General features: G+C 67.5%; 31 protein-coding genes and 2 pseudogenes. 14 read left to right on the forward strand and 19 right to left on the reverse strand.

Features of this window, described 5'->3' with window-relative positions:
• Window positions 1–30 precede the first annotated feature (30 nt).
• Window positions 31–237 (forward strand): hypothetical protein, encoded by a 207-nt coding sequence (locus tag HS104_32765; GenBank protein ID MBE7484727.1) that lies wholly within the window; start codon window positions 31–33, stop codon window positions 235–237.
• Between the two features lie 276 nt (window positions 238–513).
• Here HS104_32765 and HS104_32770 read toward each other — a convergent pair whose 3' ends face one another.
• The 4 genes from HS104_32770 to HS104_32785 form a co-directional block, all read right to left on the reverse strand.
• Window positions 514–1,149, reverse strand: a complete 636-nt coding sequence (locus HS104_32770) for an IS110 family transposase (GenBank protein ID MBE7484728.1) — start codon at window positions 1,147–1,149, stop codon at window positions 514–516.
• Window positions 1,050–1,742, reverse strand: a complete 693-nt coding sequence (locus HS104_32775) for a transposase (protein MBE7484729.1) — start codon at window positions 1,740–1,742, stop codon at window positions 1,050–1,052. Before HS104_32775 ends, HS104_32770 begins: the two co-directional genes overlap by 100 nt.
• A gap of 384 nt (window positions 1,743–2,126) precedes the next feature.
• Window positions 2,127–2,978: an IS4 family transposase gene (locus HS104_32780; protein MBE7484730.1), complete on the reverse strand. Its 852-nt coding sequence runs from the start codon at window positions 2,976–2,978 to the stop codon at window positions 2,127–2,129.
• Between the two features lie 181 nt (window positions 2,979–3,159).
• On the reverse strand, window positions 3,160–3,474 hold the full coding sequence (locus tag HS104_32785; GenBank protein MBE7484731.1) for a hypothetical protein: 315 nt from the start codon (window positions 3,472–3,474) through the stop codon (window positions 3,160–3,162).
• A 102-nt stretch (window positions 3,475–3,576) separates the two neighbouring features.
• On the opposite strand from HS104_32785, the gene HS104_32790 reads away from it, so the two are divergent.
• The 4 genes from HS104_32790 (at window position 3,577) to HS104_32805 (ending at window position 5,733) form a co-directional block, all read left to right on the forward strand.
• Window positions 3,577–4,224: a hypothetical protein gene (locus HS104_32790; protein ID MBE7484732.1), complete on the forward strand. Its 648-nt coding sequence runs from the start codon at window positions 3,577–3,579 to the stop codon at window positions 4,222–4,224.
• Window positions 4,225–4,532: 308 nt separating this feature from the next.
• Window positions 4,533–4,787, forward strand: a complete 255-nt coding sequence (locus HS104_32795; protein ID MBE7484733.1) for an antidote-toxin recognition MazE — start codon at window positions 4,533–4,535, stop codon at window positions 4,785–4,787.
• Window positions 4,788–5,180, forward strand: a complete 393-nt coding sequence (locus tag HS104_32800; GenBank protein MBE7484734.1) for a type II toxin-antitoxin system VapC family toxin — start codon at window positions 4,788–4,790, stop codon at window positions 5,178–5,180. It abuts the gene before it with no gap.
• Window positions 5,181–5,457: 277 nt separating this feature from the next.
• A complete protein-coding gene (locus tag HS104_32805) occupies window positions 5,458–5,733 on the forward strand; it encodes a hypothetical protein (protein ID MBE7484735.1) in 276 nt (91 codons plus the stop codon).
• A gap of 250 nt (window positions 5,734–5,983) precedes the next feature.
• Here HS104_32805 and HS104_32810 read toward each other — a convergent pair whose 3' ends face one another.
• From HS104_32810 to HS104_32820, 3 genes are all read right to left on the reverse strand, one after another.
• Window positions 5,984–7,240, reverse strand: a complete 1,257-nt coding sequence (locus HS104_32810; GenBank protein MBE7484736.1) for an IS110 family transposase — start codon at window positions 7,238–7,240, stop codon at window positions 5,984–5,986.
• Window positions 7,241–7,516: 276 nt separating this feature from the next.
• Window positions 7,517–7,930, reverse strand: coding sequence for a PIN domain-containing protein (locus HS104_32815; GenBank protein MBE7484737.1), 414 nt, complete (start codon window positions 7,928–7,930; stop codon window positions 7,517–7,519).
• Window positions 7,927–8,127, reverse strand: a complete 201-nt coding sequence (locus tag HS104_32820; protein MBE7484738.1) for a type II toxin-antitoxin system VapB family antitoxin — start codon at window positions 8,125–8,127, stop codon at window positions 7,927–7,929. Before HS104_32820 ends, HS104_32815 begins: the two co-directional genes overlap by 4 nt.
• Window positions 8,128–8,416: 289 nt before the next feature.
• Between HS104_32820 and HS104_32825 the strand changes: the two genes are divergently transcribed.
• From HS104_32825 to HS104_32840, 4 genes and pseudogenes are all read left to right on the forward strand, one after another.
• Complete coding sequence (locus tag HS104_32825) at window positions 8,417–8,830, forward strand: putative toxin-antitoxin system toxin component, PIN family (protein MBE7484739.1); 414 nt, start codon at window positions 8,417–8,419, stop codon at window positions 8,828–8,830.
• 2 nt (window positions 8,831–8,832) lie between these two features.
• Window positions 8,833–9,108 carry a toxin-antitoxin system HicB family antitoxin gene (locus HS104_32830; GenBank protein MBE7484740.1) on the forward strand — a complete coding sequence of 92 codons (276 nt, stop codon included), beginning with the start codon at window positions 8,833–8,835 and terminating at the stop codon, window positions 9,106–9,108.
• Between the two features lie 58 nt (window positions 9,109–9,166).
• Window positions 9,167–9,440, forward strand: a pseudogene (locus HS104_32835) (BrnT family toxin).
• On the forward strand, window positions 9,421–9,633 hold the full coding sequence (locus HS104_32840; GenBank protein MBE7484741.1) for a hypothetical protein: 213 nt from the start codon (window positions 9,421–9,423) through the stop codon (window positions 9,631–9,633). Before HS104_32835 ends, HS104_32840 begins: the two are co-directional and overlap by 20 nt.
• A gap of 29 nt (window positions 9,634–9,662) precedes the next feature.
• Here the strand turns inward: HS104_32840 and HS104_32845 are convergent, their stop codons facing one another.
• A complete protein-coding gene (locus HS104_32845; GenBank protein MBE7484742.1) occupies window positions 9,663–10,847 on the reverse strand; it encodes an IS4 family transposase in 1,185 nt (394 codons plus the stop codon).
• 247 nt (window positions 10,848–11,094) lie between these two features.
• Here HS104_32845 and HS104_32850 point away from each other — a divergent pair, with 247 nt between their 5' ends.
• A complete protein-coding gene (locus tag HS104_32850) occupies window positions 11,095–11,394 on the forward strand; it encodes a hypothetical protein (protein ID MBE7484743.1) in 300 nt (99 codons plus the stop codon).
• Between the two features lie 135 nt (window positions 11,395–11,529).
• Here the strand turns inward: HS104_32850 and HS104_32855 are convergent, their stop codons facing one another.
• Window positions 11,530–11,952 carry a type II toxin-antitoxin system VapC family toxin gene (locus HS104_32855; protein MBE7484744.1) on the reverse strand — a complete coding sequence of 141 codons (423 nt, stop codon included), beginning with the start codon at window positions 11,950–11,952 and terminating at the stop codon, window positions 11,530–11,532.
• Entirely contained in the window at window positions 11,949–12,227 is a 279-nt protein-coding gene (locus HS104_32860; GenBank protein ID MBE7484745.1) for a type II toxin-antitoxin system prevent-host-death family antitoxin, read from the reverse strand. The genes HS104_32855 and HS104_32860 overlap by 4 nt, the downstream gene beginning before the upstream one ends.
• Window positions 12,228–12,343: 116 nt before the next feature.
• Here HS104_32860 and HS104_32865 point away from each other — a divergent pair, with 116 nt between their 5' ends.
• On the forward strand, window positions 12,344–12,967 hold the full coding sequence (locus HS104_32865) for a hypothetical protein (GenBank protein MBE7484746.1): 624 nt from the start codon (window positions 12,344–12,346) through the stop codon (window positions 12,965–12,967).
• 112 nt (window positions 12,968–13,079) lie between these two features.
• The gene (locus HS104_32870; GenBank protein MBE7484747.1) at window positions 13,080–13,868 is read left to right on the forward strand and encodes a GNAT family N-acetyltransferase; all 789 of its coding nucleotides are present in this window, start codon (window positions 13,080–13,082) and stop codon (window positions 13,866–13,868) included.
• Window positions 13,869–13,882: 14 nt separating this feature from the next.
• Here HS104_32870 and HS104_32875 read toward each other — a convergent pair whose 3' ends face one another.
• Window positions 13,883–14,788 (reverse strand): hypothetical protein, encoded by a 906-nt coding sequence (locus HS104_32875; protein MBE7484748.1) that lies wholly within the window; start codon window positions 14,786–14,788, stop codon window positions 13,883–13,885.
• An 85-nt stretch (window positions 14,789–14,873) separates the two neighbouring features.
• The gene (locus HS104_32880; protein ID MBE7484749.1) at window positions 14,874–15,656 is read right to left on the reverse strand and encodes a 2-oxo acid dehydrogenase subunit E2; all 783 of its coding nucleotides are present in this window, start codon (window positions 15,654–15,656) and stop codon (window positions 14,874–14,876) included.
• A gap of 145 nt (window positions 15,657–15,801) precedes the next feature.
• Here HS104_32880 and HS104_32885 point away from each other — a divergent pair, with 145 nt between their 5' ends.
• Window positions 15,802–17,991, forward strand: coding sequence for a CxxxxCH/CxxCH domain-containing protein (locus tag HS104_32885; protein ID MBE7484750.1), 2,190 nt, complete (start codon window positions 15,802–15,804; stop codon window positions 17,989–17,991).
• A gap of 27 nt (window positions 17,992–18,018) precedes the next feature.
• On the opposite strand, the gene HS104_32890 is transcribed toward HS104_32885, so the two are convergent.
• Genes HS104_32890 through HS104_32910 form a run of 5 tightly spaced genes read right to left on the reverse strand, consistent with a single transcriptional unit; the run spans window position 18,019 to window position 22,776 of the window.
• Window positions 18,019–18,438, reverse strand: a complete 420-nt coding sequence (locus HS104_32890) for a hypothetical protein (GenBank protein ID MBE7484751.1) — start codon at window positions 18,436–18,438, stop codon at window positions 18,019–18,021.
• Window positions 18,435–19,793 carry a hypothetical protein gene (locus HS104_32895; protein MBE7484752.1) on the reverse strand — a complete coding sequence of 453 codons (1,359 nt, stop codon included), beginning with the start codon at window positions 19,791–19,793 and terminating at the stop codon, window positions 18,435–18,437. Before HS104_32895 ends, HS104_32890 begins: the two co-directional genes overlap by 4 nt.
• Window positions 19,772–21,070, reverse strand: coding sequence for a hypothetical protein (locus HS104_32900; GenBank protein MBE7484753.1), 1,299 nt, complete (start codon window positions 21,068–21,070; stop codon window positions 19,772–19,774). The genes HS104_32895 and HS104_32900 overlap by 22 nt, the downstream gene beginning before the upstream one ends.
• A gap of 13 nt (window positions 21,071–21,083) precedes the next feature.
• Window positions 21,084–21,725, reverse strand: a complete 642-nt coding sequence (locus tag HS104_32905; GenBank protein MBE7484754.1) for a hypothetical protein — start codon at window positions 21,723–21,725, stop codon at window positions 21,084–21,086.
• A 7-nt stretch (window positions 21,726–21,732) separates the two neighbouring features.
• Window positions 21,733–22,776: a hypothetical protein gene (locus HS104_32910; GenBank protein ID MBE7484755.1), complete on the reverse strand. Its 1,044-nt coding sequence runs from the start codon at window positions 22,774–22,776 to the stop codon at window positions 21,733–21,735.
• A gap of 164 nt (window positions 22,777–22,940) precedes the next feature.
• Between HS104_32910 and HS104_32915 the strand changes: the two genes are divergently transcribed.
• Complete coding sequence (locus tag HS104_32915; protein MBE7484756.1) at window positions 22,941–24,230, forward strand: protein phosphatase 2C domain-containing protein; 1,290 nt, start codon at window positions 22,941–22,943, stop codon at window positions 24,228–24,230.
• Between the two features lie 7 nt (window positions 24,231–24,237).
• Here the strand turns inward: HS104_32915 and HS104_32920 are convergent, their stop codons facing one another.
• Complete coding sequence (locus HS104_32920) at window positions 24,238–24,705, reverse strand: hypothetical protein (protein ID MBE7484757.1); 468 nt, start codon at window positions 24,703–24,705, stop codon at window positions 24,238–24,240.
• A 434-nt stretch (window positions 24,706–25,139) separates the two neighbouring features.
• Window positions 25,140–25,322: pseudogene (locus HS104_32925) on the reverse strand (hypothetical protein).
• Window positions 25,323–25,525 lie beyond the last annotated feature (203 nt).

Here is a 25,525-nt window from a genome sequence, read left to right on the forward strand (position 1 = left end):
GCGTCGCTGATCGGTCACTTAACAACGAACATGGACCGCGCGCGTCTCGCCGGGACCGCCGTGATCTCCGCAACCGAAGTTGGACCTGCCACGGATTCGATTGCACTCGCCTTCCAGATGCGGGCCATTCCGAAGCTCGCACTGGACACCTTCGTCCGTGCACTCGACGAGTCCGAAATGACAGAGCTCGAGCTCGCGACAGACGAAGCCCTAGGGCGACTTGATCCGGACCCGTGAACGCCCGCCGCACCGTCGCCGCCTAACTGCCATGAAGTGACCCAGTCAAGCAGCGCCACGTGTTCTCCCGTTACCTTTTCGTATTCTAGCTCCTGATCCTGATGGGTGAGAGGTTCGAAGACCGAAGTAGACCAACGACGCGAGGGCGCTTCGACGACGAATCACACTGCCATTCGCGGGTTGCGGCTGCGAAGCCGTAGAGCCGCATGATCGTTCTCCGTCGGGAGGAGCGCCTACTCACGGCGCGGGTTTGGGGCCGAAGCCCCTACCGCAGAGTTAGGTCGCGCGTTTCTCCTTTCGTGCCTCGCGGCGCTGGCCTGCTTCGATCTTCGAGGATTTCTTCGTGCGACGCGCATTCGAGCGCGGCGCGGCGCTCATGGCGGCACCCGAGGCTTGTGTCGACGTGCGGACGCGGTGACGCGCGGGCTGGCGGTCTTCGCGCAGCGCAGCCCACATGAAGCCAACGAGCTCGCGAGCAACGGCGATGACGACTTTGTTCTTCGCCTTCCCGCGCTCGGCGAGGCGGCGGAAGCGCACGGTGAGGCGACGCTGCGCTTCGTCGGCGATCGTGAGCACGCTCTCGGGCTGCCCTTCGCGGCGCAGACGGAGCTTGCGCCCGACACCTGCGCGTCGACCATACTGCCAGGCCGCTTGCACGATGGCGCGCCGGACGTGCCCGTTGCCGGTCTTGGTGATCCCGCCGCGTCGCGTGGTGTCGGCGCTTGAGTGGACACTGGGCACGAGCCCGAGGTACGCAGCGAGCTCGCGTGGCGATTCGAAACGATCGACGCCGTGGATCTCCGCGACGAAGATCATCGCGATGACCGTGTCGACGCCGCGGAAGCAGCGCAGCCACGCGACGTGCTCGCGATACAGCGGATGCCGTGCAGCCTGCTCGAGCGCGTGGTCCATCGCCGTGAGGCGTCGCTCCGCTTGCTCGATGGCCAGCGTGTATTCTGCAAATACCACGCGATCCGTCTCGTTCTCGAAGCTGACGGCGGCGAGCCATGCGCGATGAGCAGCGCTCCAGAGACCGCTGGTCGAATTGAAGACATGGCCTCGACGCACGAGCATTTGACGAGCCGGTGACGGCATCGTCCGAGATCCGCACGCACGTCTTCGCGACAACGACAGAGATCGCGGATGGCCTCTTGTTCCGGCGTTGGCGGGCTGACCATCGTGAGCATGCCCGCTCGATACAGCTCGGCGAGCTTGCGCGCATCTCGGCGATCCGTCTTGACCCGCTCGCCCGGCTTGCGCGGAATGAGCGACGGAGCAACGACCTCGCACACGACCGGACCCGCCGCTTCGAGTCGCCGTTGAAGCGCATACCCGCAGGGCCCCGCCTCGTAGCAGATGCGGACCTCTCCCCCGCCAGCGTCGCGCTCCAGGCGCCTCACGAGCCTGCGGATGGATCGCTCGTCGTTCTCCAGCGTGAATTCCTCCGCCTCCTGCCTCCCCGGATGGAGAACCGCGATGACCAGCGTCTTCTTGTGCGCGTCCACCCCGACCCACGTGATACATCCCTTCATTGACCGGCTCCCTTCGCTTGCGGCTCTGGCGCAAGTTAACCCGCGATACTCGCGTGGGCGCCTAACGGCTTCTCACGACCTCGCGATCGGAGCCGGTCACTTCATACGTACTCACGTTCCACCCGCCGAACGCCGGTCTTGCCGACTTCACCGTGCGTTCCGCTTCCGCGGGCGAACATTCTGATGCGGCACTCGCCCGCGTCTGTGTCGCCGCGCGCACTGCCGACTTGACGCTCGGCGTTCGCGGGTGAACGTGGTTCCGTTATGCAGACACGCCGCACTGCTAGCCGGTGCATCTCGCGTAGTCTGCTACGCTGAAGCTCATTGTGTGGCTTGGAGTGCGGGTCTTTCCCTTGTTCATCGGTGATCGCTTAGGCCGCTGCACGACGTGAACTCGCTGAGTTTCCGGGGGCTCGATAGGCATGTGCACGGCGCTCGACGGACTGAAGCAGGTGAAGGCGACGACGGTTCGGGTCTGGGGCCTCGTGGAGCAGCAGGTCGAGCAAGACTGGGTCGTCGCGGCCTTCGATGACGACGGCGAGCAGGTCGGTTGCGTGCTGGCTCATGAGCACGCTCCAGCGTCGTGCCGGGAGAAGGAATCCCGGGCGGACCGCGCTGCGCAAGGCGTGAAGGAGCGCTCGGCTCGCGGCCAGCGAGAGAAGAGCGGCGTAGAGCATGGCCTCTACGACGGCGCGCTTTCGGCTCGATCTGGTCGAGCCGGTAGTGCGACTTCAGCTCCTTGAAGAGCAACTCGACTTCCCAGCGGACGGCGTACGCGCGGGCGATATCGGCCGGCTGGAGCGCCTCGACGCCGATGTTGGTGATGTACAGGTGGTACTCGCCGGAGGCTTCGTCCCGCACGCCGACGACACGGAAGGTGCGGACCTCGCTGGAGCAGCGCCCGGCGTAGACGCGATGGCGGGAGCGAACCTGTACGGTGACGTCGAGTTCCTCGCGCTGCAGGCGGTCGACGACATCCCAGATGCACTGCCCGACGACGGCGACCGACCGGCCGCGCCAGCGTCGATTCTGAGCAACGATGACCGGGTTGGAGCTGCGCTTGAGCCGGGACACGAAGTAGCCACGGATCTCGTCGAGCCGGCGGAAGAGGCGGAAGTCGAAGTAGCCGAGGTCGAAGAGCAACAACTTGCCGCGAGCCCACGGGCCGAGGACGAGGGCACGGCGATCATGGCGGCGCTCGGCGGTCACCTTGACGGTCTGCTTGCCAGCCCCGCCACGCACATCACCACATGCACCTTCGCGGCAGCCCGGGTGTGGTTGGTGCGGCAGGCCGGAAACGCCTTGGCCAGCAGCTCGTGCAGGCGGATGACCGTCGAGTCCGCGATCAGGATGTCGCGGAACTGATTGAGCCGCCCAGATGCGGGCCGGCTCAGCCCCAGGACTGCTGGAGCACGCCGTCGAGCAGCTGCCGGAGCAGCCTCACCAGCGCCGGCGTGAACCGGCAGTAGAAGCTGCTCTCCTCCAGCGTGGTCCGCGAGACCCTCTCGTAGACGCGACGCAGGCCCGCGATGGTCCGGACTTTCCCCGCGGAAAAGCCGAGGATAAGGCTCCAGACCAGGGCGTAGGCGTCGACCTTCCGGACGCGCTGGAACGCGCCCGTCGCCCGAGCGCTCGCTTCGACGAGCGCCGGCGGAAGGAACTTGCGGAGCGTGCGGTGAATCGGTACCGATGGCGAGCGGGGCATGCGTCCTCCGAGCTGTGTCGCAACCGCGAGGTCGCACGCTTGCCCCGTTTCCACAACTCCGCGCACCGCGCGAACGGTGGATCACGCGCGCAAGCGATCGGAATGATCCAGGATTCCGCTTACCCGAACACCCATGTTCCCTTGTTCAACTTGGGGCTGCTCGCGTTTCTCGCGGGCGCCGCGACCGCGCAGGCTGAGCCGGAAGTCCGATCGCGAGACGCAGGCTCGTTGTGGGCGCGCGGCACCGCAGGCCCCGCGTATCTCGCCGGAACGTACTCGCAGACCGAGGATTCACCGGCTGGCAGGCGAACCTACGCCGGCACGGTCGATGGTCCTGGGGCCGAGCTCTCTTTCGCGGCCGGGCCGCTGCTGGCTCCGGCGCTTGGGATTGGCGGATACTTGGACATTGGCATGTTCGGCGCCGGGACCAAGATGGGCCTGACGACGGCCTCGATGCCATACCAGGCCTCACTCGGTGTCCTCTTCTCTCTCGCCGCCACCGACGAGCTGTACTCCTCGGCATCTGTCGGTGCCGCCCAGGTCGGGTGGCTATCTGGTAGCCGAGCAGCCGTTGCTGGCGCCCCGCGCCTTGCCGGGCGCCTGCGTGGACCGCTCGCGGCCCTCAGCGCGGGTTGGTTCGGTGGCTCGCTCGGGTTCGAAGGGCGTCTCGCGTACTCCCATGTGTTCGGCGACGACGCGGACCTGGAATCACTCATCTTCGGAATCGCGTTCGCCGCGCAGCACTGGTAGTGCGACCGAACTCGTCGTGCGGTGCGTAGACCAGGGATTGAGTGAGCTGGAAGTCACCACGCTCCGTGCCCTGCATAACTCGCGTTCGACCCGCCGAACGCCGGTCATGCCGCGTTTCACCGTCCGTTCCGCGCCCGCGGGCGACCACTCTGTCTGCGGCACTCGCCCGCCTCTGCAGCGCCACGCGGTCTGCTACGATGACGCTCGGCGTTCGCGGGAGAACGCGATGGTCGTTATTCAGCCGGAACCCGGATACTCGCCGGCCTCGTGCCCGTGCCTGTCACGGTCAGTTGCACAAGTATAGACGTCTGTCTATACTTCCTCTCGTGACTGCTCGAGCCAAATTGTTCCAAAACGGCGGGAGCCAGGCGGTTCGATTGCCCAAGTCGTGCCGGTTTCCGGGCAACCAACAAGAGGTCGTCGTCCATCGCGAAGGGCGCCGCGTCGTGCTGGAGGCGCCCGACGAATGGCCAGCCGAGTTCGTTCGATGCCTTGGCGCATGGCCAGAAGAGATCGAGCGGCCCAAGGCACATCGCCTGCGTGCGCTCAAGGATCCCTTCTGAATGAAGTACATGCTCGACACCGACACCATAAGCTACGCGCTGCGTGGTCAAGGCGGGGTTGGTGCGCGCCTCTTGCAGCATCGCCCATCCGAACTCTGCATGAGCACCGTGACGCTGGCGGAGTTGCGTTTCGGTGCGGACAAGCGCGCTTCACGCAAGTTGCACCGTCTGATCGACACGTTCACCGCGAGCGTCACGCCGCTCCCCTTCGACGCCGAAGCGGCTGCCCACTTTGGCCGACTTGCTTCCTCCTTGGCGGCCAAAGGGACACCGATCGACGGCTTCGACGCGATGATCGCTGCGCACGCGATCGCTCAGCAGGTCGTTCTCGTGACGAACAATGCCAAGCACTTCGCTCGCGTGCCCGGACTTCGTTGCGAGAACTGGGTCTGATGTCGCGCGCAGCCGCTGCATAACTCACGTTGCACCCGCCGAACGCCAGTCTTGCCGGACTTCACCGTTCGTTCCGCGCCCGCGGGCGAACACTCTGATGCGGCACTCGCCCGCCTCTGCAGCGCTTTGCCGACCGACGACTTGACGCTCGGCGTTCGCGGGTGAACGTGTGTCTCGTTAGGCGGACACACGTCACTGCGATCACTGACTAGCTCCACCCGCGCACACCGAAGACGTGGCAGATCAACCCTCAGTTCCAAAACGCTCGGCCAAGCCGTTGATCGTCACCGGTCTGGCATTCTTCGCGGCTGCCATCACCGCGCTTGTCGCCTGGAGCTCGGCAGCATTCGCCGCGTGGCAGACTGCACTCCGACCCCAGACACGTACCATGACCCTTCAGGAGGCCCGGGAGCAGTACCAACTCGCCATAACAATCTCCAAGGCGAGCGCCGCCGCCGCTCTGTTACTCCTGCTCCTGCTGGCCTTCCTCTTCTGGCGCCGCGCGAGATCCAAGGCCCCCGCACCCAAGGATGCCAACGGCGATGCCGCCTAACTGCCATGAAGTGACCCAGTCAAGCAGCGCCACGTGTTCTCCCGTTACCTTTTCGTATTCTAGCTCCTGATCCTGATGCGTGAGAGGTTCGAAGACCGAAGTAGACCAACGACGCGAGGGCGCTTCGACGACGAATCACACTGCCATTCGCGGGTTGCGGCTGCGAAGCCGTAGAGCCGCATGATCGTTCTCCGTCGGGAGGAGCGCCTACTCACGGCGCGGGTTTGGGGCCGAAGCCCCTACCGCAGAGTTAGGTCGCGCGTTTCTCCTTTCGTGCCTCGCGGCGCTGGCCTGCTTCGATCTTCGAGAATTTCGTAGTGCGACGCGCATTCGAGCGCGGCGCGGCGCTCATGGCGGCACCCGAGGCTTGTGTCGACGTGCGGACGCGGTGACGCGCGGGCTGGCGGTCTTCGCGCAGCGCAGCCCACATGAAGCCAACGAGCTCGCGAGCAACGGCGATGACGACTTTGTTCTTCGCCTTCCCGCGCTCGGCGAGGCGGCGGAAGCGCACGGTGAGGCGACGCTGCGCTTCGTCGGCGATCGTGAGCACGCTCTCGGGCTGCCCTTCGCGGCGCAGACGGAGCTTGCGCCCGACACCTGCGCGTCGACCATACTGCCAGGCCGCTTGCACGATGGCGCGCCGGACGTGCCCGTTGCCGGTCTTGGTGATCCCGCCGCGTCGCGTGGTGTCGGCGCTTGAGTGGACACTGGGCACGAGCCCGAGGTACGCAGCGAGCTCGCGTGGCGATTCGAAACGATCGACGCCGTGGATCTCCGCGACGAAGACCATCGCGATGACCGTGTCGACGCCGCGGAAGCAGCGCAGCCACGCGACGTGCTCGCGATACAGCGGATGCCGTGCAGCCTGCTCGAGCGCGTGGTCCATCGCCGTGAGGCGTCGCTCCGCTTGCTCGATGGCCAGCGTGTATTCTGCAAATACCACGCGATCCGTCTCGTTCTCGAAGCTGACGGCGGCGAGCCATGCGCGATGAGCAGCGCTCCAGAGACCGCTGGTCGAATTGAAGACATGGCCTCGACGCACGAGCATTTTGACGAGCCGGTGACGGCATCGTCCGAGATCCGCACGCACGTCTTCGCGACAACGACAGAGATCGCGGATGGCCTCTTGTTCCGGCGTTGGCGGGCTCACCATCGTGAGCATGCCCGCTCGATACAGCTCGGCGAGCTTGCGCGCATCTCGGCGATCCGTCTTGACCCGCTCGCCCGGCTTGCGCGGAATGAGCGACGGAGCAACGACCTCGCACACGACCGGACCCGCCGCTTCGAGTCGCCGTTGAAGCGCATACCCGCAGGGCCCCGCCTCGTAGCAGATGCGGACCTCTCCCCCGCCAGCGTCGCGCTCCAGGCGCCTCACGAGCCTGCGGATGGATCGCTCGTCGTTCTCCAGCGTGAATTCCTCCGCCTCCTGCCTCCCCGGATGGAGAACCGCGATGACCAGCGTCTTCTTGTGCGCGTCCACCCCGACCCACGTGATACATCCCTTCATTGACCGGCTCCCTTCGCTTGCGGCTCTGGCGCAAGTTAACCCGCGATACTCGCGTGGGCGCCTAACGGCTTCTCACGACCTCGCGATCGGAGCCGGTCACTTCATACGTACTCACGTTCGACCCGCCGAGCGCCGGCCATGGCGAGTTTCACCGTCCGTTCCGCTTCCGCGGGCGAGCACTCTGTCTTCGGCACTCGCCCGCGTGCGTTCACGCCTTGCCGTCTGATACGATGAGCCACGGCGCTCGCAGGTCAACGCGTGTGCCGTTATTCGGACTCACGTCTCCCGACGCGCTCGATGGAGCCTGATGTGCAGGACTCGTGCGTAGTGTCCGAAGTCGGCGTCTGTCGAGAACACGGCGAAGCGACGACGCAATGCCACGGCGCAGATCAAGAAGTCTGTGTTCGAACCCTGAATCCCGCGTCCGCGGCACTTGTTGAAGCAACTGGCGGCTTCTTCGAAGTCCTCGTGCGAGAGTTCAAGGTCTGGAAACGCCCTCAAGCGGTCGCGCAACCCTCGGTACTGTTCGGGGGTCTTGATCCCCGAGAGCAGCTCTTGCCGGATTGGCCCAATGATGACGACTCGCCCCTCGCGAATCAGCTCCACCAACTCGCGCTCCTCGGGCGTTCCCCGTGGCGCGCTGCGGCGAATCGCGTGTGACCAAACCGACGAATCGACGAGAACGTTCACTTCCTTCGCCGCTGCTTCCTGTAATCGTAGGCTGGGTCGACGTCGATCTTGCCAAACAGCCCCACGATTTGGCCCTGCTTACGCCGTTGGATGTACTCCAACAGCGCTTCGGTCACGGTCGCCTTCTTGGTCGGGTGCCCGCCCACGCGCAGGGCTTCATCCAGAAGCTTCTCGTCGATGGCCAGGTTTGTTGCCATGTGTGAACTCTTACACACAGAAGCGTGTGGCGCAAGAGTGCCGCATGACTCGCGTTCGACCCGCCGAGCGCCGGTAGTGCCGAGTTTCACCGACCGTTCCGCGACGGCCGGCGCCCTCCCTGTCTACGGCTTTGCGCCGGCCTGCGAAAACGCAGTGCCGTCTGTTACGATGAGCCACGGCGTTCGCGGGTGAACGTGTGTCTCGTTAGACCGACCGAACAGCGCACCGTTGCATGGCGGGGCGGCGCCAGGAATTGTCGGACGGTATCACCCGTGATACCGTGCCAAAGTGCTGGTCGTTCTCGACACGTCTGTCCTGGTCGCCGCATGGAGGTCGCGACTTGGGGCCTCCTTCGAGCTCATTCGCTTGCTTCGTGCCGGTCGATTCGAGATAGCGGTCTCCGTCCCGCTCGTGGTTGAGTACGAATCCGCCCTCCTGCGAAATATGTCGCCCGGCCAGCGTCCGAGCCACGTGACTGCGTTTGTCGACTACCTCTGCCGGGTCGCCCATAAGCAGGACGTGTTCTTCCTGTGGCGCCCGGTGCTCAACGACCCCAACGACGACATGGTCGTGGAATTGGCGATGGCGAGTCGTGCAAGCGCCATCATCACCCACAACCTGCGCGACTTCGTCCCGGCCGCGGGACTGGGAGTCCGCGTGCTTGCACCGGCTCAGTTTCTCCTTCACCTTCAAGGACGGTAGCGATGTCGACACTCAGCCTGAGGCTCCCGGAATCCCTCCACCGCAAGCTTGCCGAGGTTGCGGAGCGGGAGGGAATTTCGCTCAACCAGCTCATTAGTTCCGCTGCCGCAGAGAAGCTCGCTGCTCTGATGACCGAGGAGTACCTCGAGCGTCGCGCGGCTCGGGCAACTCGCCGGAAGTTCGACGCGGCGCTCGCGAAGGTTCCGAGCGCGAAGGCGCTTCCCGGAGATGAGCTCCCCGCCGAGTACAGAAAACGCTCTCGTCGACGTGCGGTCTAACTGGACGTTGGCCCCGCCACCTGTCCCTCGTCACCGACCGAAGCACACTCCGCAGCGCATGCAGTTCGAGTGGGAGCCCGACAAAGCTGTCGCCAATTTCGAGAAGCACGGCGTTTCCTTCGAGGAAGCCGCTACTGCCTTTGGCGACCCCCTCTCGATCAGCATCAGCGACCCCGTGCACTCGGTGGGAGAGCTCCGCTTCGTCCTGATCGGCATGACGTTCTCGGGCAATTTTGGTAGTCGTCGTCCATGTCGAGCGGGGCGAGAATCTCCGCCTCATCAGTGCTAGACTTGCAACTCGCAAAGAGCGTCATGACTACGAAGCCGGATGACCAGACCGACGACGTGCTCCCCGAGTACGATTTCTCGAGGGGCGTACGCGGCAAGTACGCCAGCCGGTTTGCAGCCGGCAGCAACGTGATCGTTCTCGATCCAGAGCTCGCGCGACATTTCCCCAATGCTCAGGCGGTCAACGACGCGCTTCGACAGCAGCTCGAGGCTCGCAAGAGAGCGGGCGGCGTCTAACTGGTCGTTCTGAGGGATCCCCACGAAAACTAGACGGGCACCGGGGGCAACAAGTGCCGGCGCAGAGTGATGAGTGCCGCCAGAAGAGGTGGGAGCAAGGACGCCGGACGAGCGAGTAGCTGTCGGCCGATGAAGAAGGTCGAGAGCACCTCGCGTTTGCGCACTGTGTTGGCCTGCAGGTGCCTGGTCCAGTCCATTGCACGAGCTCCGAGCCCAACGAGCCAGGTGACGAGGGCAGCGAGAGTTCCGACGAGGAGCAGCAGCTCGAGTCGCTTCGCGGTACGGCAGTTCGCGTATCGCAGTCCGAAGCCCCAACGATGGCACTTGAGGTCGCGAAAGGTTTCTTCAATCTGCATGCGCAAGGTGTAAAGCTGCTTGATCCTGCGCTCACTGCCTTGGGTGTGAGGAAGCGATGTCGCGAGCAGCCATGGAGCTCGGTGAAGGCGACGATACATCGCTGCGTTTGGCCCTCTGGGACCGCGGCGCGGGGGGCGCCCAGCGCGAGGCCTGTACGCCCGGACCAGGTAGAGATGGAAGCGGTAGTGATGGCGCCGCGAGAGCGCGACCTCGCCAACGTAGCGCGCCTTGGTGGTTGCCAGCGGATAGAGCGAGTGGGTGTAACACCAACGCCCCGTCTGCTCACGGAGGTACTTGATCTGGTTTCGAATTCGCCCGACCCAATCCCAACCGTAGGATTCGACTGCGCGAAACCATGGCCCGCGGAAACCTGCGTCCGTGACGATGATCGGTCGACAGTCTTCCGGCAGCACCAGACGCAGCGCCTGCAGGAACTCGCGGTGCGCGCCAGGGCTGTTGTAGCGCTTGAACGGGAACACACGCTCGTAGACAGAAATGGCCCGCCCACCCACTGGAATCGCCGCCTTGAGCATGAGCCATTGGCGCCCGAGCTCGAAGTCCGACCAGTCGACGATGATTACCGGCCGCTTGTTCCCGGCCAAAAGCGTTCGAGCCACGGCCCGGTAGATCCGGTCACGCTCGCCCTGTAGGTGTTGATTGCCGAGCAGCCTGTCAACGGCCTTGATCTGATGCTTCACGTGCGCGCGGCCAGCGAGGTTGCGCCCGAGCTGCGTCAGCGAGAGCTTCCCGCCGACCAGGAGAGCCTGGACGACTCGCACGAGTGCCGCGGCGCGTGCCGTGTGCCCGACCACTTCTCGACGCCCAAGCCAGCGTGATAGAACCTGAACGGCGTGCATGTGGATTCTCCGATCGTTGGGGTTGTCGCAAACACCAATTGATCAGAAGTCCGCATGCACGTCGATCCCCCATTTCTCTAGCGATCCGTCACCAAATTCGAGGGGATTCCTCAGCTGGTCGTTGCACCCGACGAACGCCGCTCTGGCCTTGCCAAGCGTCCGTTCCGACCCGCGGGCGCAATCACTGTCTTCGGCGCTGCGCCCGCCTCTGCAGCCCCTCGCGCTCTGGGTCGGGGCTTCGTACGTCGTGCCGCTCGCCATTGCGGGCGCGACCGGATTCGAGGATCACAGCGCCTGGCTGGCAGTCCCGGTTGCAGGTCCGTTTCTGTGGCAGAAACGCTCGTGCGCCGACGCGAGAAACCGACTCGAGGACTCGGCCGGTTGCGGGTCCATGTGGCCGCTGCTCGCGCTGCCGCAGCTCACGGGCTTTACGTTGCTCGCGGTCGGTTTGGTCGTGCGGAAGCGTCACTTAGTTCGACAGGATCTCGCGCTGACAGTCTTCCCCTCGTTTGGCGGCCACCAAGTCGGCGTCGTCGGAGAATTCTGAGCCCGGTCTCACTTCCACGACTCACCGAAAGCCCTGCATGAGTCGCGTTCGACCCGTCGAGAACACGGCGAAGCCACGACGCAATGCCACGGCGCAGATCAGGAAGTCCGTATTCGAACCCTGAATTAGCCTGACCTAGCGTCCGCCCACCCAGTTCTCGACGACCAGCCCTTTGAACGACTTGAAGTCGGCCGGGTTCGCCGTGATCAGTGGAATGCCACAGGTCACGGCGATTGCTGCGATCTGTCCGTCGACGAACGGGGGCTTCCTTCCTGAGCGCTCGAGCCGCGCGCGCTCTTCGCCGTGCCACTCCGCCGCACGCTCGTCGTAGGGGAAGATCGGCAGTGTCGCACGCACGACCTCCTCGAGGAAGCCCTCCAATGCGGTCCTGCGCTTCCCCCGAGGAAGTCGCCGGACGCCGAACTGGAGCTCATGCCAGACTGGTGCGCACGTCGCGCACTCTCCACCATGTTCGGTCAAGCGCGCCAGCACCCCCGGGTCCGGGACCTTCCACACAACCGCAGAAATCGTACTCGTGTCCAACAGGAATCGCGTCACAGTTTGACGCCTCGACCCACGTCGCGATCACGAAGTTCCTTCGCCCAGCCCGGCTCGACTCCGACCTGGCTCAAATCGGTATCCTCGCGAAAGGTCTCGTACGCCGTCATGAACGCCACGCGGTCGCCGCGCAGACGGGCGTACCTCGTGGCCGACATCACCACGGCGACCTTTCTTCCTCGCCGCGTGATTTCGACTTCCTTCCCGGACTCGACTTCATCAACGATCTTGGCCAGCTTCGCCCGTGCAGTCGCCACGGTGTAGCTCTTCGACATGCAACGAGTGTACACCCACATGTACATCCTGTCGAGGGCGGGCCGCGCGCTCTGTTACGATGAGCCTCGGCGTTCGCGGGTGAACGTGTGTCCCGTTTCCACGGAGTAAGGAGTACATGAAGAGAGAGCGAGCGCAGACAGCAGCGACTGTCGGCGTCGCCGAGCACGGCAACTCCGCGGTGCTCGTCACCGTGGCCGCAGGCGGGGAGCTCCTCGATCGCCGGCGCGTCGACCTCACCCGCGGTCTACCGACGCACCCGTATCACCACGAAGGATCCTGGGCGGTGGGCCGCTACCTGAATAGCCCATGGGCGCGGACGATCTCGCTGGCCGATGCCGTGGCGCTCGTCGAGCTCGTGCGCGAGGCCGCTGCGCGCGGCGCGGGGGAGAGCCTCGAGGCGTTGGCCAGAGAGGTGCCCGTGCCGATAGCGGGCATCGCAATCCGCGTCTGCCCCGAGCTTCCGGCGACGACCGAGGCGCGGATCGCCGACACTCGCGCGGCGAACGTCGCCGACTCGGTCATGTATCGCCAGGCGCTGGCCACTGCAGGCGAGGCCCGCGGTTGGTCCGTGGTCTGGTACGACCGAGAGCGCGTGTTTCGCGACGCAGCTGCCTCGCTCGAGCACGAAGACCTCGATGCTCACTTGCGCGCAATGGGGCGATCGATCGGGCCGCCCTGGCGGGCCGAGCACAGGCTCGCGGCAGCTGCGGCGCTGGCTGCCAGGGTCGCGCTCCGCTGAACCCCGCTTGCGCGTTCCGGCCATTGGGGCGCATGCATTGCGTGGTCCCCAACGGCCGCACGCCGAGATCTTGGCGCGGCATGCGGGTACGACGCTTGCTTCTTCGCGAGCCATGCGCGTCGTGGATCTCGCGCCCGAGCACGAGCAGCTGTTCTTCCGCTGCCTCGAGGACTGGAACCCGGAGACGGAGACGGCGGCTCCGCACCGGGCCTGCTGGTACGCGGCCTTCGTGCAGCGCGGGTTGCGCGTGAAGCTAGCGCTCGACGACGCCGGAGAGCCGGGCGGCATGATCCAGTACCTGCCCATCGAGCATGCTCCCGCTCTCGGGCATGACCTCTACTTCGTGCACTGCATCTGGGTGCACGGCCACCCGGAGGGGCGGGGGGACTTCCGCGGGCACGGCATGGGGACGGCGCTGCTCGAAGCCGCGGAGGCCGACGCGCGCGCGCTCGGTGCAAAGGGGATGGCGGCCTGGGGGCTCGCGCTCCCGTTCTGGATGCGCGCCTCTTGGTTCAAGAGCCACGGCTATCGCAAGGCGGATCGCAACGGCCTGGCGGCCCTGGTCTGGAAGCCCTTCGTGGAAGGGGCAGAGGCGCCGCGCTGGCTGCCCGCCTCGCACAAGCGCCCCGAGTTGGTGAACGGCAAGGTCGTCGTCACTGCCTGCTCGAGCGGTTGGTGCCTGGGGCAGGCCATGGCGCTGGAGCGGGCGAAGAGCGTGGCGGCGGAGCTCGGGGACGACGTGGTCTTCCAGCTCGTGGACACGAAGGACCGAGCCACGTTGCTCGAGTGGGGCGAGTCCGAGGCGCTCTTCGTGGACGGAAAGCGAGTCGTCACCGGTCCTCCGCCCTCGCGTGACAAGCTCCGTCGCGTCATCGGTCGTCGCGTGCGCCGGCTGCACTGACGCGACGGCGGCGTTCACTTGGGCACGATCGCGACGAGCTGGCTGCCTCCCCACGACGACGAGCCCGGCCAGCTGACGCTCCAATCGGCAGTGCCCGGCTGCGCCTGGAAGGCGATGGCGGCGTACTGCACCGCCTCGCCGCCGAAGCCGGCCACGTCGAACAGCTCGGTGAAGCCGCTGCTGGAGACGAGCTGCGTGAAGTACTTGGTGTAGACCGCGAGCACCAGCGCAGGCTCGGTGGTCACGATGCTGTGGCCGTGAGTGTTCCCGGCGCTGTGCGTGGCGATGTCGTGGGCGTGGATGAGCGCCGCGCGATTGAAATAGTAGGTGGAGAGCCGGAGATAGTCGTAGGAGCCCGGCCCACTCAGGCTGAAGGCGACGGTCTGCGAGCCGACCGGTGGGTCATTCAGGTAGAAGCACTGGACTCCCGCTTGATTGTTGCCGCTCACGCCGCGGGCCGCCGGATCGACGGCCGTCATGGGGGTACCGCCGGCGGTCATGATGCCGGGGTAGCCTGCCGTCGTGTCGTTGTCGCGCGCGTGGCGGCAGGCGAGCAGGAAACGGGTGGGCGCCGGGATGGTCGCGCCGAAGGTGATGCTCGTCGCGTTGGGCACGCTGTCATCCGAACGCTCGAAGCTGAAGTCGGAAGGTCCGAACGGCGTCTTGGTGGTGCCCGCGTCAGCGCCGCCCGTGCCCCCGGCCCCCGCGGCAGCGCCCCCGGCCCCCGCGGCAGCGCCCCCGGCCCCCGCGGTTGCGCCTCCGGCCCCGGCGGTTGCGCCTCCGGCCCCACCAGCGCCGGCCGAGCCGCCCGCGAGTATCGCTCCGCCGGCACCGTCGGGTGGCTTCGACTCCGCGATGTCCAGGCAAGCGGCGAGCGCCCAGCACGAGCCGAACATCGACAGCCAGGCGGCTCGCTTCACGCTCGAACAATAGCGCGGATCGGGCGGCGTCGGACGCCCATCGTCGGGGGGCTTACGTGTTCACGCGCAGGCAGCCGGGCCGCGGCTAGTCCCGCAGCACGTCTGCACCCTCGATCAGGTCCCTGAGGCGCTTCGCGAACCGCGCGGCCGGCGCGCCGTCCACGATGTCGTGATCGATGCTGACGGTGAGCGAGAGATACTCCCTCGGCTCCACGCGACCATCGACGACGCCTGGCCTCTGCGCGATGCCGCCGACGGTGAGCGCAAGAGTATGGAGCGGCAGTAGACCCACCGCCCAACCCGCGCCCGACCCGAACATGCCCACGGCGGTGACGAGGGTCGTGCCCGCTGTCTGCTTGAGCCAGTGGGGATTCCTCTTCAGACCGCGGAGGAAGCTGCGCCGGAGGAACCCCGGGGTCAGGGACGAGAGTCTCTTGAGCAACCCGGAGCGCTGGGCGCTGGTCGCCGGCTTCGCCTGGACTCGCCGGATCTCCGCGTGGATCTCTCGGAGCGTCCTCCGGTTCGCTGCACGAATCACGTGGGGGATGGCGACCGCGCCCAGCTCCGACTCGATCAGGGTCACGACGTCCACCTCGTCGAACAGCACCAGCCGCCCTCGCCAGTCTCGGTAGGCGTGCAGGCGCTTGTCCTGGTCGATGACGCGCGCCAGGCTCGCAACGATGAATGCGGTGAACGAGAGCCGCTCTCCCGTGCTCGTCTCTCGATCGCGGATGGCCTGCCGTGCGTTCGTCACGTCGATCTCGAGGAGTGCGTGCACGATGTGGCGGCCGACGGCGACCTCGAGCGCATCGACGATTTCGTGCCGTTCCCTCCCGAAGGGTCTCACTTCGAATCGAGCCCTGGTCATTGCTCCAGGATGCCACGCGGTCTGCGAGGCTCGGAGCACACGCAACGGATGCGCGAAATCCGTGCGGTGACGACGGTCAAGATCGCGTCTTCGCGCGTGCCTGCACGGGAGACGTCCGGCGACTGAAGCCGAAGTGGAGGTGCCCATGTTGCGTTCCCTGCCTGCGGTGGCCGTTGGTCTGCTGACTCTCACTCTGGTGAGCTGCGGGGGCGGCGACGAGGGCGGCAGCAAGAACGGCACGGGCGGGGCGGACGCCGGTGACGACGGCGCCGCGGGTGGGAGCGGCGGGACCGGCGCAACCGGTGGTGCGAGCACCGGAGGTTCCGGAACGGGCGGGGCAGCCGGCGCTGGGGGCGCGTCGGGTAGCGGCGGTGCTGGAGCGGGCGGCGCGGCAGGAACCGGCGGCGCGGCAGGAACCGGCGGCGCGGCAGGAACCGGTGGCGCGGCAGGAACCGGTGGCGCGGGGGGCACCGGCGGTGGGGCGGGAACCGGCGGTGCGGCCGGAACTGGTGGAACGGGAACCGGCGGCGCGGGTACCGGTGGCGCGGGTACCGGTGGAGGCGGAGGCTTCGGTCCGACCTGCTGGGGCTGTCACGGCACCGCCGGCAGCCCGACGCCGGCACCGCCGAAGGACACGACCGGCGGCACGAGCACCGCGCTGACCAGCGTCGGCGCACACCAGAGCCACCTCACGCCCGCGAGCTGGCACGCGCCCATGGTTTGCGAGCAGTGCCACCTGGTCCCCACGGCGTTCGGCGATCCCGGACACATGGACACGGCGCTCCCCGCCGAAGTGCTCTGGGACTCGACCGATCTCGCGCGAGCTGACCAAGCCAACCCGAGCTGGGGTGGCACGACCTGCACGGGCGTCTATTGCCACGGCTCCACGCTGATGGGCACCGGCGCCAACAAGACCCCGACTTGGACCACGCTGGACGGCTCGCAGAAGGCCTGCGGCACCGCCTGCCACACGCTGCCTCCCGGCGGCACGCACCCGACGTCCACGGCGTGCCCGACCTGCCACGGCGCGGTGATCGCGACCTTCACGGGAGGCGGCACGCCCAGCGCGACCTGGACCGACCCGAACAAACACGTCAACGGAATCGTCGAGTACACGGCGTCCCTGAGCTGCACCAGCTGCCACGGCAACTCGACCACGAACGATCCTGCGCCGCCGCTCGGCACCAAGGGTGAGACGCTCACCAGCCAGAACGCGGTTGGCGCGCACCAGCAGCATCTGGCGGTTGCCAACTGGCACAAGCAGGTCGTGTGCACCGATTGCCACAACGTGCCGACCTCCACCACGCACTCGAACGGCAGCGACGACTTCGCCTTCAGCGCGCTGGCCAAGAGCGACGGCGCGAACCCGAGCTACGACGGCACGAGCTTCACCTGCACCGGCGCCTACTGTCACGGCAGCACGCTCTTGGGACCGAACACCGGCGGCAGCATCAAGACCAGCCCGGTGTGGACCACCGTCGACGGCAGCTACGACGCCTGCGGCTCGTCGTGCCACACCAACCCGCCGGGCGGCACGCACCCCGCGAAGGCCAACTGCCCGAGCTGCCACGGCGCGGTCCTCTCCAGCTACGTCCCCGGCACGCCAGCCCAGAACGTCTGGGCGGACGCCCAGAAGCACGTCAACGGCATCGTGGAGACCAGCATGACCTGCGTGAGCTGCCACGGTACCTCGCCGAGCCAGGTGAACCCGCCCATGGGTGTCGGCGGCGAGACCACCACCAACACCCTGGCGGTGGGGCGGCACGTCGCCCATCTCACCGCGAGCAGCACCCACGTGGCGTTCGCCTGCGGCACTTGTCACACGGTGCCGCCGAGCGGTGACGTCGCCCACGCCGCGCAATACGTCGCCTCCGCCAACCTCTCGACCGCCGGGCACCACGGTGACGTCACGTTCTCCGCACCCGCGACGGGCATGGTCTGGAACGTCAACGCGACTCAAGGCGCTCCCGTCACGGCTCGCGGGACCTGCACCGGTTCCTGTCACTCCGATGGTCGCGGCGGCCCACCCAATGTCACCCCCTACTGGGCCGGCGGAGCGTGGACCGCGGGCAGCTGCACGAGCTGCCACGACGCGACCATGAACACGCTCACCAACCGACACCCGAAGCACGACGGCGAAGCGGTCTGCGGTGACTGTCACCCGCCCGCCAGTGGCTCGACGCACATGAACGGGACCTGGAACGTGAACAGCGTGGTCAATGGCTCCAGCGGCGGCTCGGTCACCACGTCACCTCCCGGTGGCGTGTGCGGCACGAACTACGCCTGCAACGGCACCTGTCATGGCAAGGACCACAACAACCGCTGCTGGAACTAGCGGAGACGGCCGCCACGGTCGTCGAGGCTACGGCTGACGCTGGCCGATCATGCGCACGGCGCGGACTTCTTCTCCCCATGGCGCGATGTTGGTCATCTGCAAGACCAGCTCACCCGTCGGCGCTCGCAGGAACAGGCCGATGCGCCAGCCCCAGTCCGAGTCCGGGCCGTATTCGCCCTGCACCTGGAACAGGCCCCAGGCGCCCGGGAGCGCGCGGAGCTTCATCGGTGTCGGCTGGTGCCAGGTGTCCGTGAAGTCGGCGCCGCCCTCGCGCAAGCTGATGCTGCCCTCGTGCGTCTTGCCTTCGTGGCTCCAGGTGTAGCGCACGACTTGGTCCTCGACCGACATCGTACACTCGCTCTTTTGGACCTGGTCGCCGAGCGGGTCGAGCCACAGCTCGTTGGTTCCCTTCCACTGCGATCCTCGGAGCTCGGTGAGTGCGCTCATGCGCCAGAGGCTACACGACCGGCGCGACGCTGTCCTCGCCCCCACCCGAACCCGAGCGCCGCCAGCGCGAGCAGGCCCAGCGCGCCGTTCGCTCCTTTCGAGGTGCTCCGGCAGCCGCAGCCGCCGTCGTCCTCGCTGCCGGCGTTGCCCTGACCCCCGGTGCCGAAGCCGCACTTGCCGATGTCGCGGCAGACGTCCTCCCAGTCGAAGTCCGTGTTCGAGCAGACGGTTCCCACCGTGGACGCGGCCGGGCACTCGAGCGGCCCGGTGATGCCGGCCAGCTCCATCACCGGCGTGAACGTCTTGCCGCCGTCGCTGGAGCGGCCGAGCTCGAAGCCCTGGTCGAACTGGCTGGTGCAGGCCCAGAGCTCGCCGGCGATGAACGAGGCGCAGGCGACGGGCCCCTCGAGCACGCGAGCGAACGCGTTGTCGGCGACCTTGGCCGAGTAGAGCCCCAGCTCCGCCTCGACCACGACCACTCCGCCGCGCGGGTTGCCGTAGGCGGCGAAGGCCTGGGAGCCGTCCGGCGAGAGGGTGAACCCCATCAGCGGCGCCGCCTGCTTCAGCACCTGGCTGAAGCTCTGCGCGCCGTCGCCCGACGCGAACAGCGCGCCTTCGCTGGGGGTGCTGCTGGTGAGGTTGGCGCGGACGTACAGGATGTCCGGGTTCGTGGGGTGGACGCCCACGATCTGCCCGGCTGCGCCCGGGGAGCCCGGCAGATCGACGCTCGCCCAGCTCTGACCGGAGTCGCTGCTCCGCAGCACCACCGACTTGCCGCCGCCGGCGCCCGGCAGGCCGGTCAGGTAGAGCCGCGCGGGATCGGAGGACGAGATGCCCACGCTCAGGTAGAGGGCGGCGGGGTCGAGGCTGGTCGGCACGGACGCCCAGCTCGCGCCCGCGTCGAGGGACTGCCAGAGCTCGCTCTCGAACTTTCCGCCCGACGCGCCTCGCGACAAGAGCACCACCACGCGGCTCGGGTTCTTCTCGTCCACCGCCAGACCGGTCACGCTGCTGCCGAGCGCGCTGGTGGGGAAGGCCCAGCCGCAGCCGTGATCGATGGAGGCGTAGAGGCCGTTGAACGTGCCCAGGAGCACGGTGCCGGTCTTCGTGACCGCGAGCGGCGGCTCCTCCGTGGGGCCGTAACCCGCGGCGGCGGTGCACAGCCAGTACCAGCTCTTGCCGGCGTCCGTGCTGGTCAACACGCCGTGCGTGGCCCGAACCCAGAGCCGGCTCGGGTCGCTCGGATCCGCGGCGGCTTGCAGCACCTTCGGGAATGCGCCATGCGCCCGCACGGCGGGAGCGGCGAGCAACCAGGCTAGAGAGAGCGCTGCGCTCAGATGCAGAGCGTGCTGCATTGGTCGGGGTACTTCCCGCGCCGGCAGGCCTCACCGATGGTCGCCTGCACCTCGCGCTGCCACTGGTTCGTGCCGAGGTCGAACAGCCACACGTCGTCGATGTTGCCGCAGTCGGTCTTCCCGCCGTAGACGATCCAGCGTCCGCCGGCCTCGTCCAGCACGGCGACATGAGCCGAGCGACGATCCGGCGCGGCCAGGTTCGGCAGGGTGAAATCCGGTGGGAACAGGCAGAAGTCCGGCGGCGGCGTCTGCACCTGCTCCGGCGCGACCAACTCCGTCCACTGCTTCGAGGCCGGGTCGAAGGCCCAGGTGTCGTTGTTGTTGCCGACGGCGCCGTCGTCGTGCCCGGCGAACAGCAAGACCCGCTTGGCCTTGGCGTCGTAGGTGATGGAGGCGTGGATGCGGCCCATGGGCGCGCCGGACATGCCGTCGTGCTCGGCGGTCCAGGCGCCGCTGGCGAGGTCCAGCGACCAGAGGTCCGCCATGAACGGCCCCTGGAACGCGCCCGCGCCGCCGCCGGCGTAGACGAACAGCCGGCCCGTGGTGGGATCGATGGTCGCGCTGTGGAACAAGCGCGCCTCGGGCTTCTGGTTGGCCGCGGCGATCTCGCGCCAGGCGCCGGTGCTCAGGTTCAGCGCCCACACGTCGTCCAGCGGCGTGAACGAGAGCCCGCTCGTGCTGGAGTTGCCGCCGAAGAGCACCAGCTCCTTCGTCTGCGGGTTGTAAGCGCCGGCCGTGCTGCTGCGGCCCGAGGGCCCGCCGCCCGTGGTCGCGATCTCCTGCCAGGTCAAGCTCTCGAGGTCGAGCGCCCAGACGTCGCTGTACACCGTGTACGGTCCAGACGAGGCCTCGCGGTAACGACCGCCGAAGACGATCATGCGGTCGCCCTCGGGATCGTAGACCGCCAGACCGCGCGCGCGGGGACCGGGGCCGCCGCTCGCGGCCACCTGCGCGAAGCTCTTGCAGGCGACGTCGTAGGTCCACATCTCGCCGATGGGCTTGGGCGCCGGGTTGCACTGCACCGGGACGCCGATGTCTCCGCCGAAGAACACCACGCGGTTGCGCTTCGAGTCGTAGGCGGAGAAGGTCTCCGCCCGGGGCAAGGCGTGCTCGCCCGTGTCCACGCAGTTGAACGCTCCGCCCGCGCCGCCGCTCCCGCCCGCGCCGCCGGCTCCGCCGCTGCCCACTCCCCCCTTCTCGCCGCCGTCGTCGCCGCCGCAGGCGCCGGTAGCGAGCCCGAGAACCAGCGAAAAAGCCGCGAAAATCCCCTTGGTCATCGGTGGTCCTCGTTCAGTTGCAGGTCTGCCCCAGCGTGTAGCCCATCTTGCACTGACACAGGCACTCGGCCTCGTGCTCCTTCTCCGAGCAAGCGGGCACCACGTCGAGCTTTGCGGACGCCGTCCGCGCTTCCTTGTCCACCACGCTCACCTCGAGCTCGAACGTGTTGCCGAACATGTCCGTCGTCGCCCACTGATTCGGGCACACTGGGATGTTCGAGAAGGTGGAGATGTCGGTGTCCACGCTCCCGCCCCAGCCGTCTCCGGTGGGCTTGAGGTTGGTGGTGCGACCGTCCACGCGGATCTGGCCGGAGGTCTTGTCGCGCAGGGTCCCGGTGAGCTCCACGCCGCAGGCGCCGATGTTGGTCGCGCGCACGCCGACGAAGATCACGCGGCCACCCTGCGGCGGCAGGATCATCGCCGCTTCGCCGCCGGGCTCGAGCTTCTTCGAGATCTGATCGGGGCCGCGCACCGTGACCTCCAACTCGACCGGCTTGGCCGGATCGCCCAGGAAGCCCAGGGAGCAGCTCGAGCTGCCGCCGGAGCCGCCCTCGCCGCCCGAGCCCCCGCCCGAGTCGCTGCCTCCGCAGCCGCTGGCCGCCAGACAAAGCGACAAGAGCAGCGGCGCCCAGCCGTCGTGTGATGCGAGCTTCACCCGGTCCTCAGAAGCAATTCACGTCGTCGGTCTTCGGGTAGTAGTACGCGAACACGTTGCAGTGCTCGGCGCGGTCCACCGTGTTGCCGAAGGTGTAGCAGCAGTCCAGCTCGGAGTCGGGCGTGTCGAACATCTCCTTGTCCAGCTGATTCAGGCCCTCGCAGCCGATGCTCGGCGGTGGCGGCGTCCACTGGTACGAGCAGGTGTACCAAATTCCGCCGTTCTGCGGCACGGGCTTGTCGAGCTCCGGTGACGTCGCCATCGGCGGCTCGTCCCACGCGGTGGACTCGTAGAACAGCTCCGAAGCGGGCGGCGTCTTCGCGGTGAGCCCGTCCCACGCGAACATGTTGAAGACCTTGCCGCGGCTGTGGAAGTGACCGTTGGCGCCGATGACGCGCACGGGGTCGGGGCTGTTGAACTGACAGGTCCCGCTGAACTTCGGCGTCTGGTTCGACTGGCAGATTCGGATCGACTGCTTGGTCGCGAACAGAGTGCCGAGCTCGTGCTGGACCTCGCTCTTCGGCATGGTCCAGAGGTTGACCTCGACGCGCCCGCCGCCCTTGGTCTTCTGGGTCGTCGCGTTGACGTAGTGGGTCTGGAGCATGATCCACTCGTCCGGCTGGAGCGGATTGCCCACGCCCTCGGGGTAGGTCCAGTCGAAGTAGCCTTCGTTCTGCGAGTTGGCGATGAGCGGCCAGTCCGCCCAGTTCACGCTCTTCGAGCACGGCGACTCACCGTTCAGGCTCTTCTGGATGGGACCATTGTTCGGATCGAGCTCCAGGATGGTCCGCACCCGGAAGATGTTCATGTGGTGGCTGCCCGGCTTGTAGGCGATCTGCGTGCGGTGCAAGATCACCGGCTCGTCCACCGGCAGCCCCGCCGCCTCGGCGAGCTCGCTCACCCGGTAGAAGTAGCAGTCCTGCACCTCGGTCCCGGGATCGACGTCGAAGTCGCCGGTCTCGAGCTGAATGCCTTGGCCCGCCGGCGGCGGATCGAGCAGGTCCTTCCTCTCCGGCTCGGCGTCTTCCCCGCCGCACCCCGAAAGGCACACCAGGAGCGCCCCGCCGACCGCAATGTGTCTCAACTTCATACAAACCCCGAGCGGCTAGCGTAGCTGCCCGGCCGGGGCTCGCCAAGGCAGACAGGCGGACCCGAGGATCCAGCGCCATTTGACGCTGGCGTTGCAGCCGGGCGACGCCCCGATATCGTGGCCCCGTGCGGGTCATTGCCAAAACCAGGACGGACGTCGGTCGCCGGCGCCAGGGGAACGAGGACGCGCTGTTCGCGGACGAGGCGCTCGGCCTGTTCGTGGTCTGCGACGGCATGGGCGGGCATGCCGCGGGGGAGGTCGCGTCCAACGCGGCCGTGGAGACGCTGGTCGAGCGGGCGCGGGCACGCATCCCGTCCATCGCGGAGCTCGAGCCCGCGCTGCGCCCCTCGGCGCTGGCGGAGCTGTTGCGCGACGGAGTGGAGCGGGCCAACGCGCGCATCCATGCGCTCGGCGCGGAGGACGCCTCGCGCCGCGGCGCGGGAACGACCTGCACCGCGCTGGTCGTGTCCGGCGGCACCGCCGCGCTCGCGCACGTCGGCGATACTCGGCTCTATCTGGTGCGTGGCGGGCAGATCCACCAGATCACCAACGACCACACCTTCCTCGCCGAGGCGCTGCGCCGGGGCATGAGCCGCGAAGAAGCTCTCCAGCACATCCCGACCAACATGCTGTCGCGGGCGGTGGGGCCGAATCCGCACGTGGACATCGACACGCTCAGCTTCGACCTGTTGCCGGGAGACAAGCTCCTGCTCTGCACCGACGGGCTGCACGGCTACTTCGTCGAGCCGAACGAGCTCCTGCCGTTCCTCGACGACGTCGCCGCCGCGCCGGAGCGCCTGGTGGACGTGGCCAACGAGCGAGGTGGGGAAGACAACATCAGCGTCATCGCCCTGGAGGTCGCGGCGCACGCGCCGACGGCGGCCGAGGACTCGATCCGGCTCAGCCGCGTGACTCAGGCACTCAGGGCGCTCTCCGGCATCGAGGTGCTGCGCGAGCTCACCTACTCGGAGCTGCTGGAGGTCACGGGCGCGCTGCGCTCCGAGGACGTGGAAGCCGGCGCCATGGTCTTGCGCGAAGGCGAGACCAGCGCGGCGTTCTACATCATCGCCAGCGGCCGCGCGGCCGTGGAGCGCGGAGGCAAGCGCCTGGCGGAGCTGACCTCCGGCGGCCACTTCGGCGAGATGGCGCTGCTCACCAACCGCCCACGCTCCGCCACGGTCGTCGCGCTCGAGCCGTGCCGGCTCCTGGTGCTCACGCGGGAGGCGCTCTACCCGCTGTTCCAGCACAACCCGGTGCTGGCGGTGAAGTTCCTCTGGAACCTGGGTGTGCGCCAGAGCCTGCGCCTGGACGAGACCACGGAGTGGCTGAGCGCCGGACGCGAGGCCGCGCCAGACACGCTGGTCGAGCGCTGGGGCGACGAGCTCTTGGTGTCGCCGTTCAGCCGGCGGGGGTGAGGCGCGCTCAGGGCAGGATCACCGAGCGCTGGGCGCGCTCGACGGTGCCGGTCACGTTCGACCAGTAGACGTGGGTCGCGTCCAGGGCGATGCCGCCGGGGGTGGCCGCCTTCTGGAACGGGTTGCCCAGGGAGCTGTGCTTTCGCCCCACGACCTTGTCCGCCAGGATGGCGAAGGTGCCGGCGCTGTCCACGCGGAAGTCGAAGATTCCGGCCACGCCGCTCATCGCATCCGCGCCGCCGCCGCCGCCGAGGGTGAACGTCTTCACCGCGTCCGCCGTCTGCGCGTAGACGATGTTGTTGATCATGGCCGTGCGGACGAAGCCCCCCGCCGCCGCGATCAGGCCGATGGGACCACTCGGGAGCGTATAGTAGTCGAGGTCGCCGAAGGCCAGGGTGAGCGTCGAGTCGTTGGACGCCAAGCCGGAGATCGTTGCCTGGACGGAAGTGTCGTAGGTGAACGTCGTCCCCGGCATGTTCGTCGATTGTTCCAGTGCCCCACGAAGTCGGCGCTGCCGTTGCAGGCGAAGTAGACCGCCTGAGCGTCCATGGCGAGCGGCACCCGCGGATACGGTAGGGGGCAGCCCATCGTGTCCACCAGCACCTGCTCCGCGGCGTTCCCCAACGCAAAGCGGATCAGCTGCCGGCTCGGAGCGGTGGTGCCGACGTAGACGTGGGAGCCGTCCACGAGGATGTCGCCGACCGCGCCGACGCTGCCGATCTGCGCCCAGGGGCCGAGCGTCGCGGGCGGGCTCGCCTTGGGCGCGCGAAACAGGTGCTCGACGCCATCGTTGTCTCTGAGCGCCCAGAAGATGGAGGTCTGATCGACCGCCATGCTAGTCAGCTTGTGCGGCTTGCAGTCGAAGGAGCCGTCGTTCGGTTGGTACGAGCAGAGGGGTCCGCCGCCGCTGCCACCGGTGCCAGCAGAACCGCCGCTGCCGCCGATTGCGCCGCCACTGCCACCCGCGGCTCCTGCGCTGCCGCCGGTTGCGCCGCCACTGCCGCCCGTGGCTCCGCCGCTGCCGCCCGTGGCTCCGGCGCTGCCACCGGTCGCGCCGCCGCTGCCACCGGTCGCGCCGCCGCTGCCACCCGTGGCTCCGCCGTTGCCGCCACCTCCCGGGGCTTCGTTCGTGGAGCTCGACGAGCAAGCCAGCGAGACCCAGCAAGCCATGAACATCAGGGCGACGCGCATTCGGTGACACATAGCGGCGACCAGGCCCATCTGGAAGCCGTAACCAGTGAGCGTTTTGCGGAGAGGGAGGGATTCGAACCCTTTCGGGCGGCGTTGGCAACATC

It is taken from the genome of Polyangiaceae bacterium (genome assembly GCA_015075635.1).
GTDB lineage: Bacteria > Myxococcota_A > Polyangia > Polyangiales > Polyangiaceae > JADJKB01.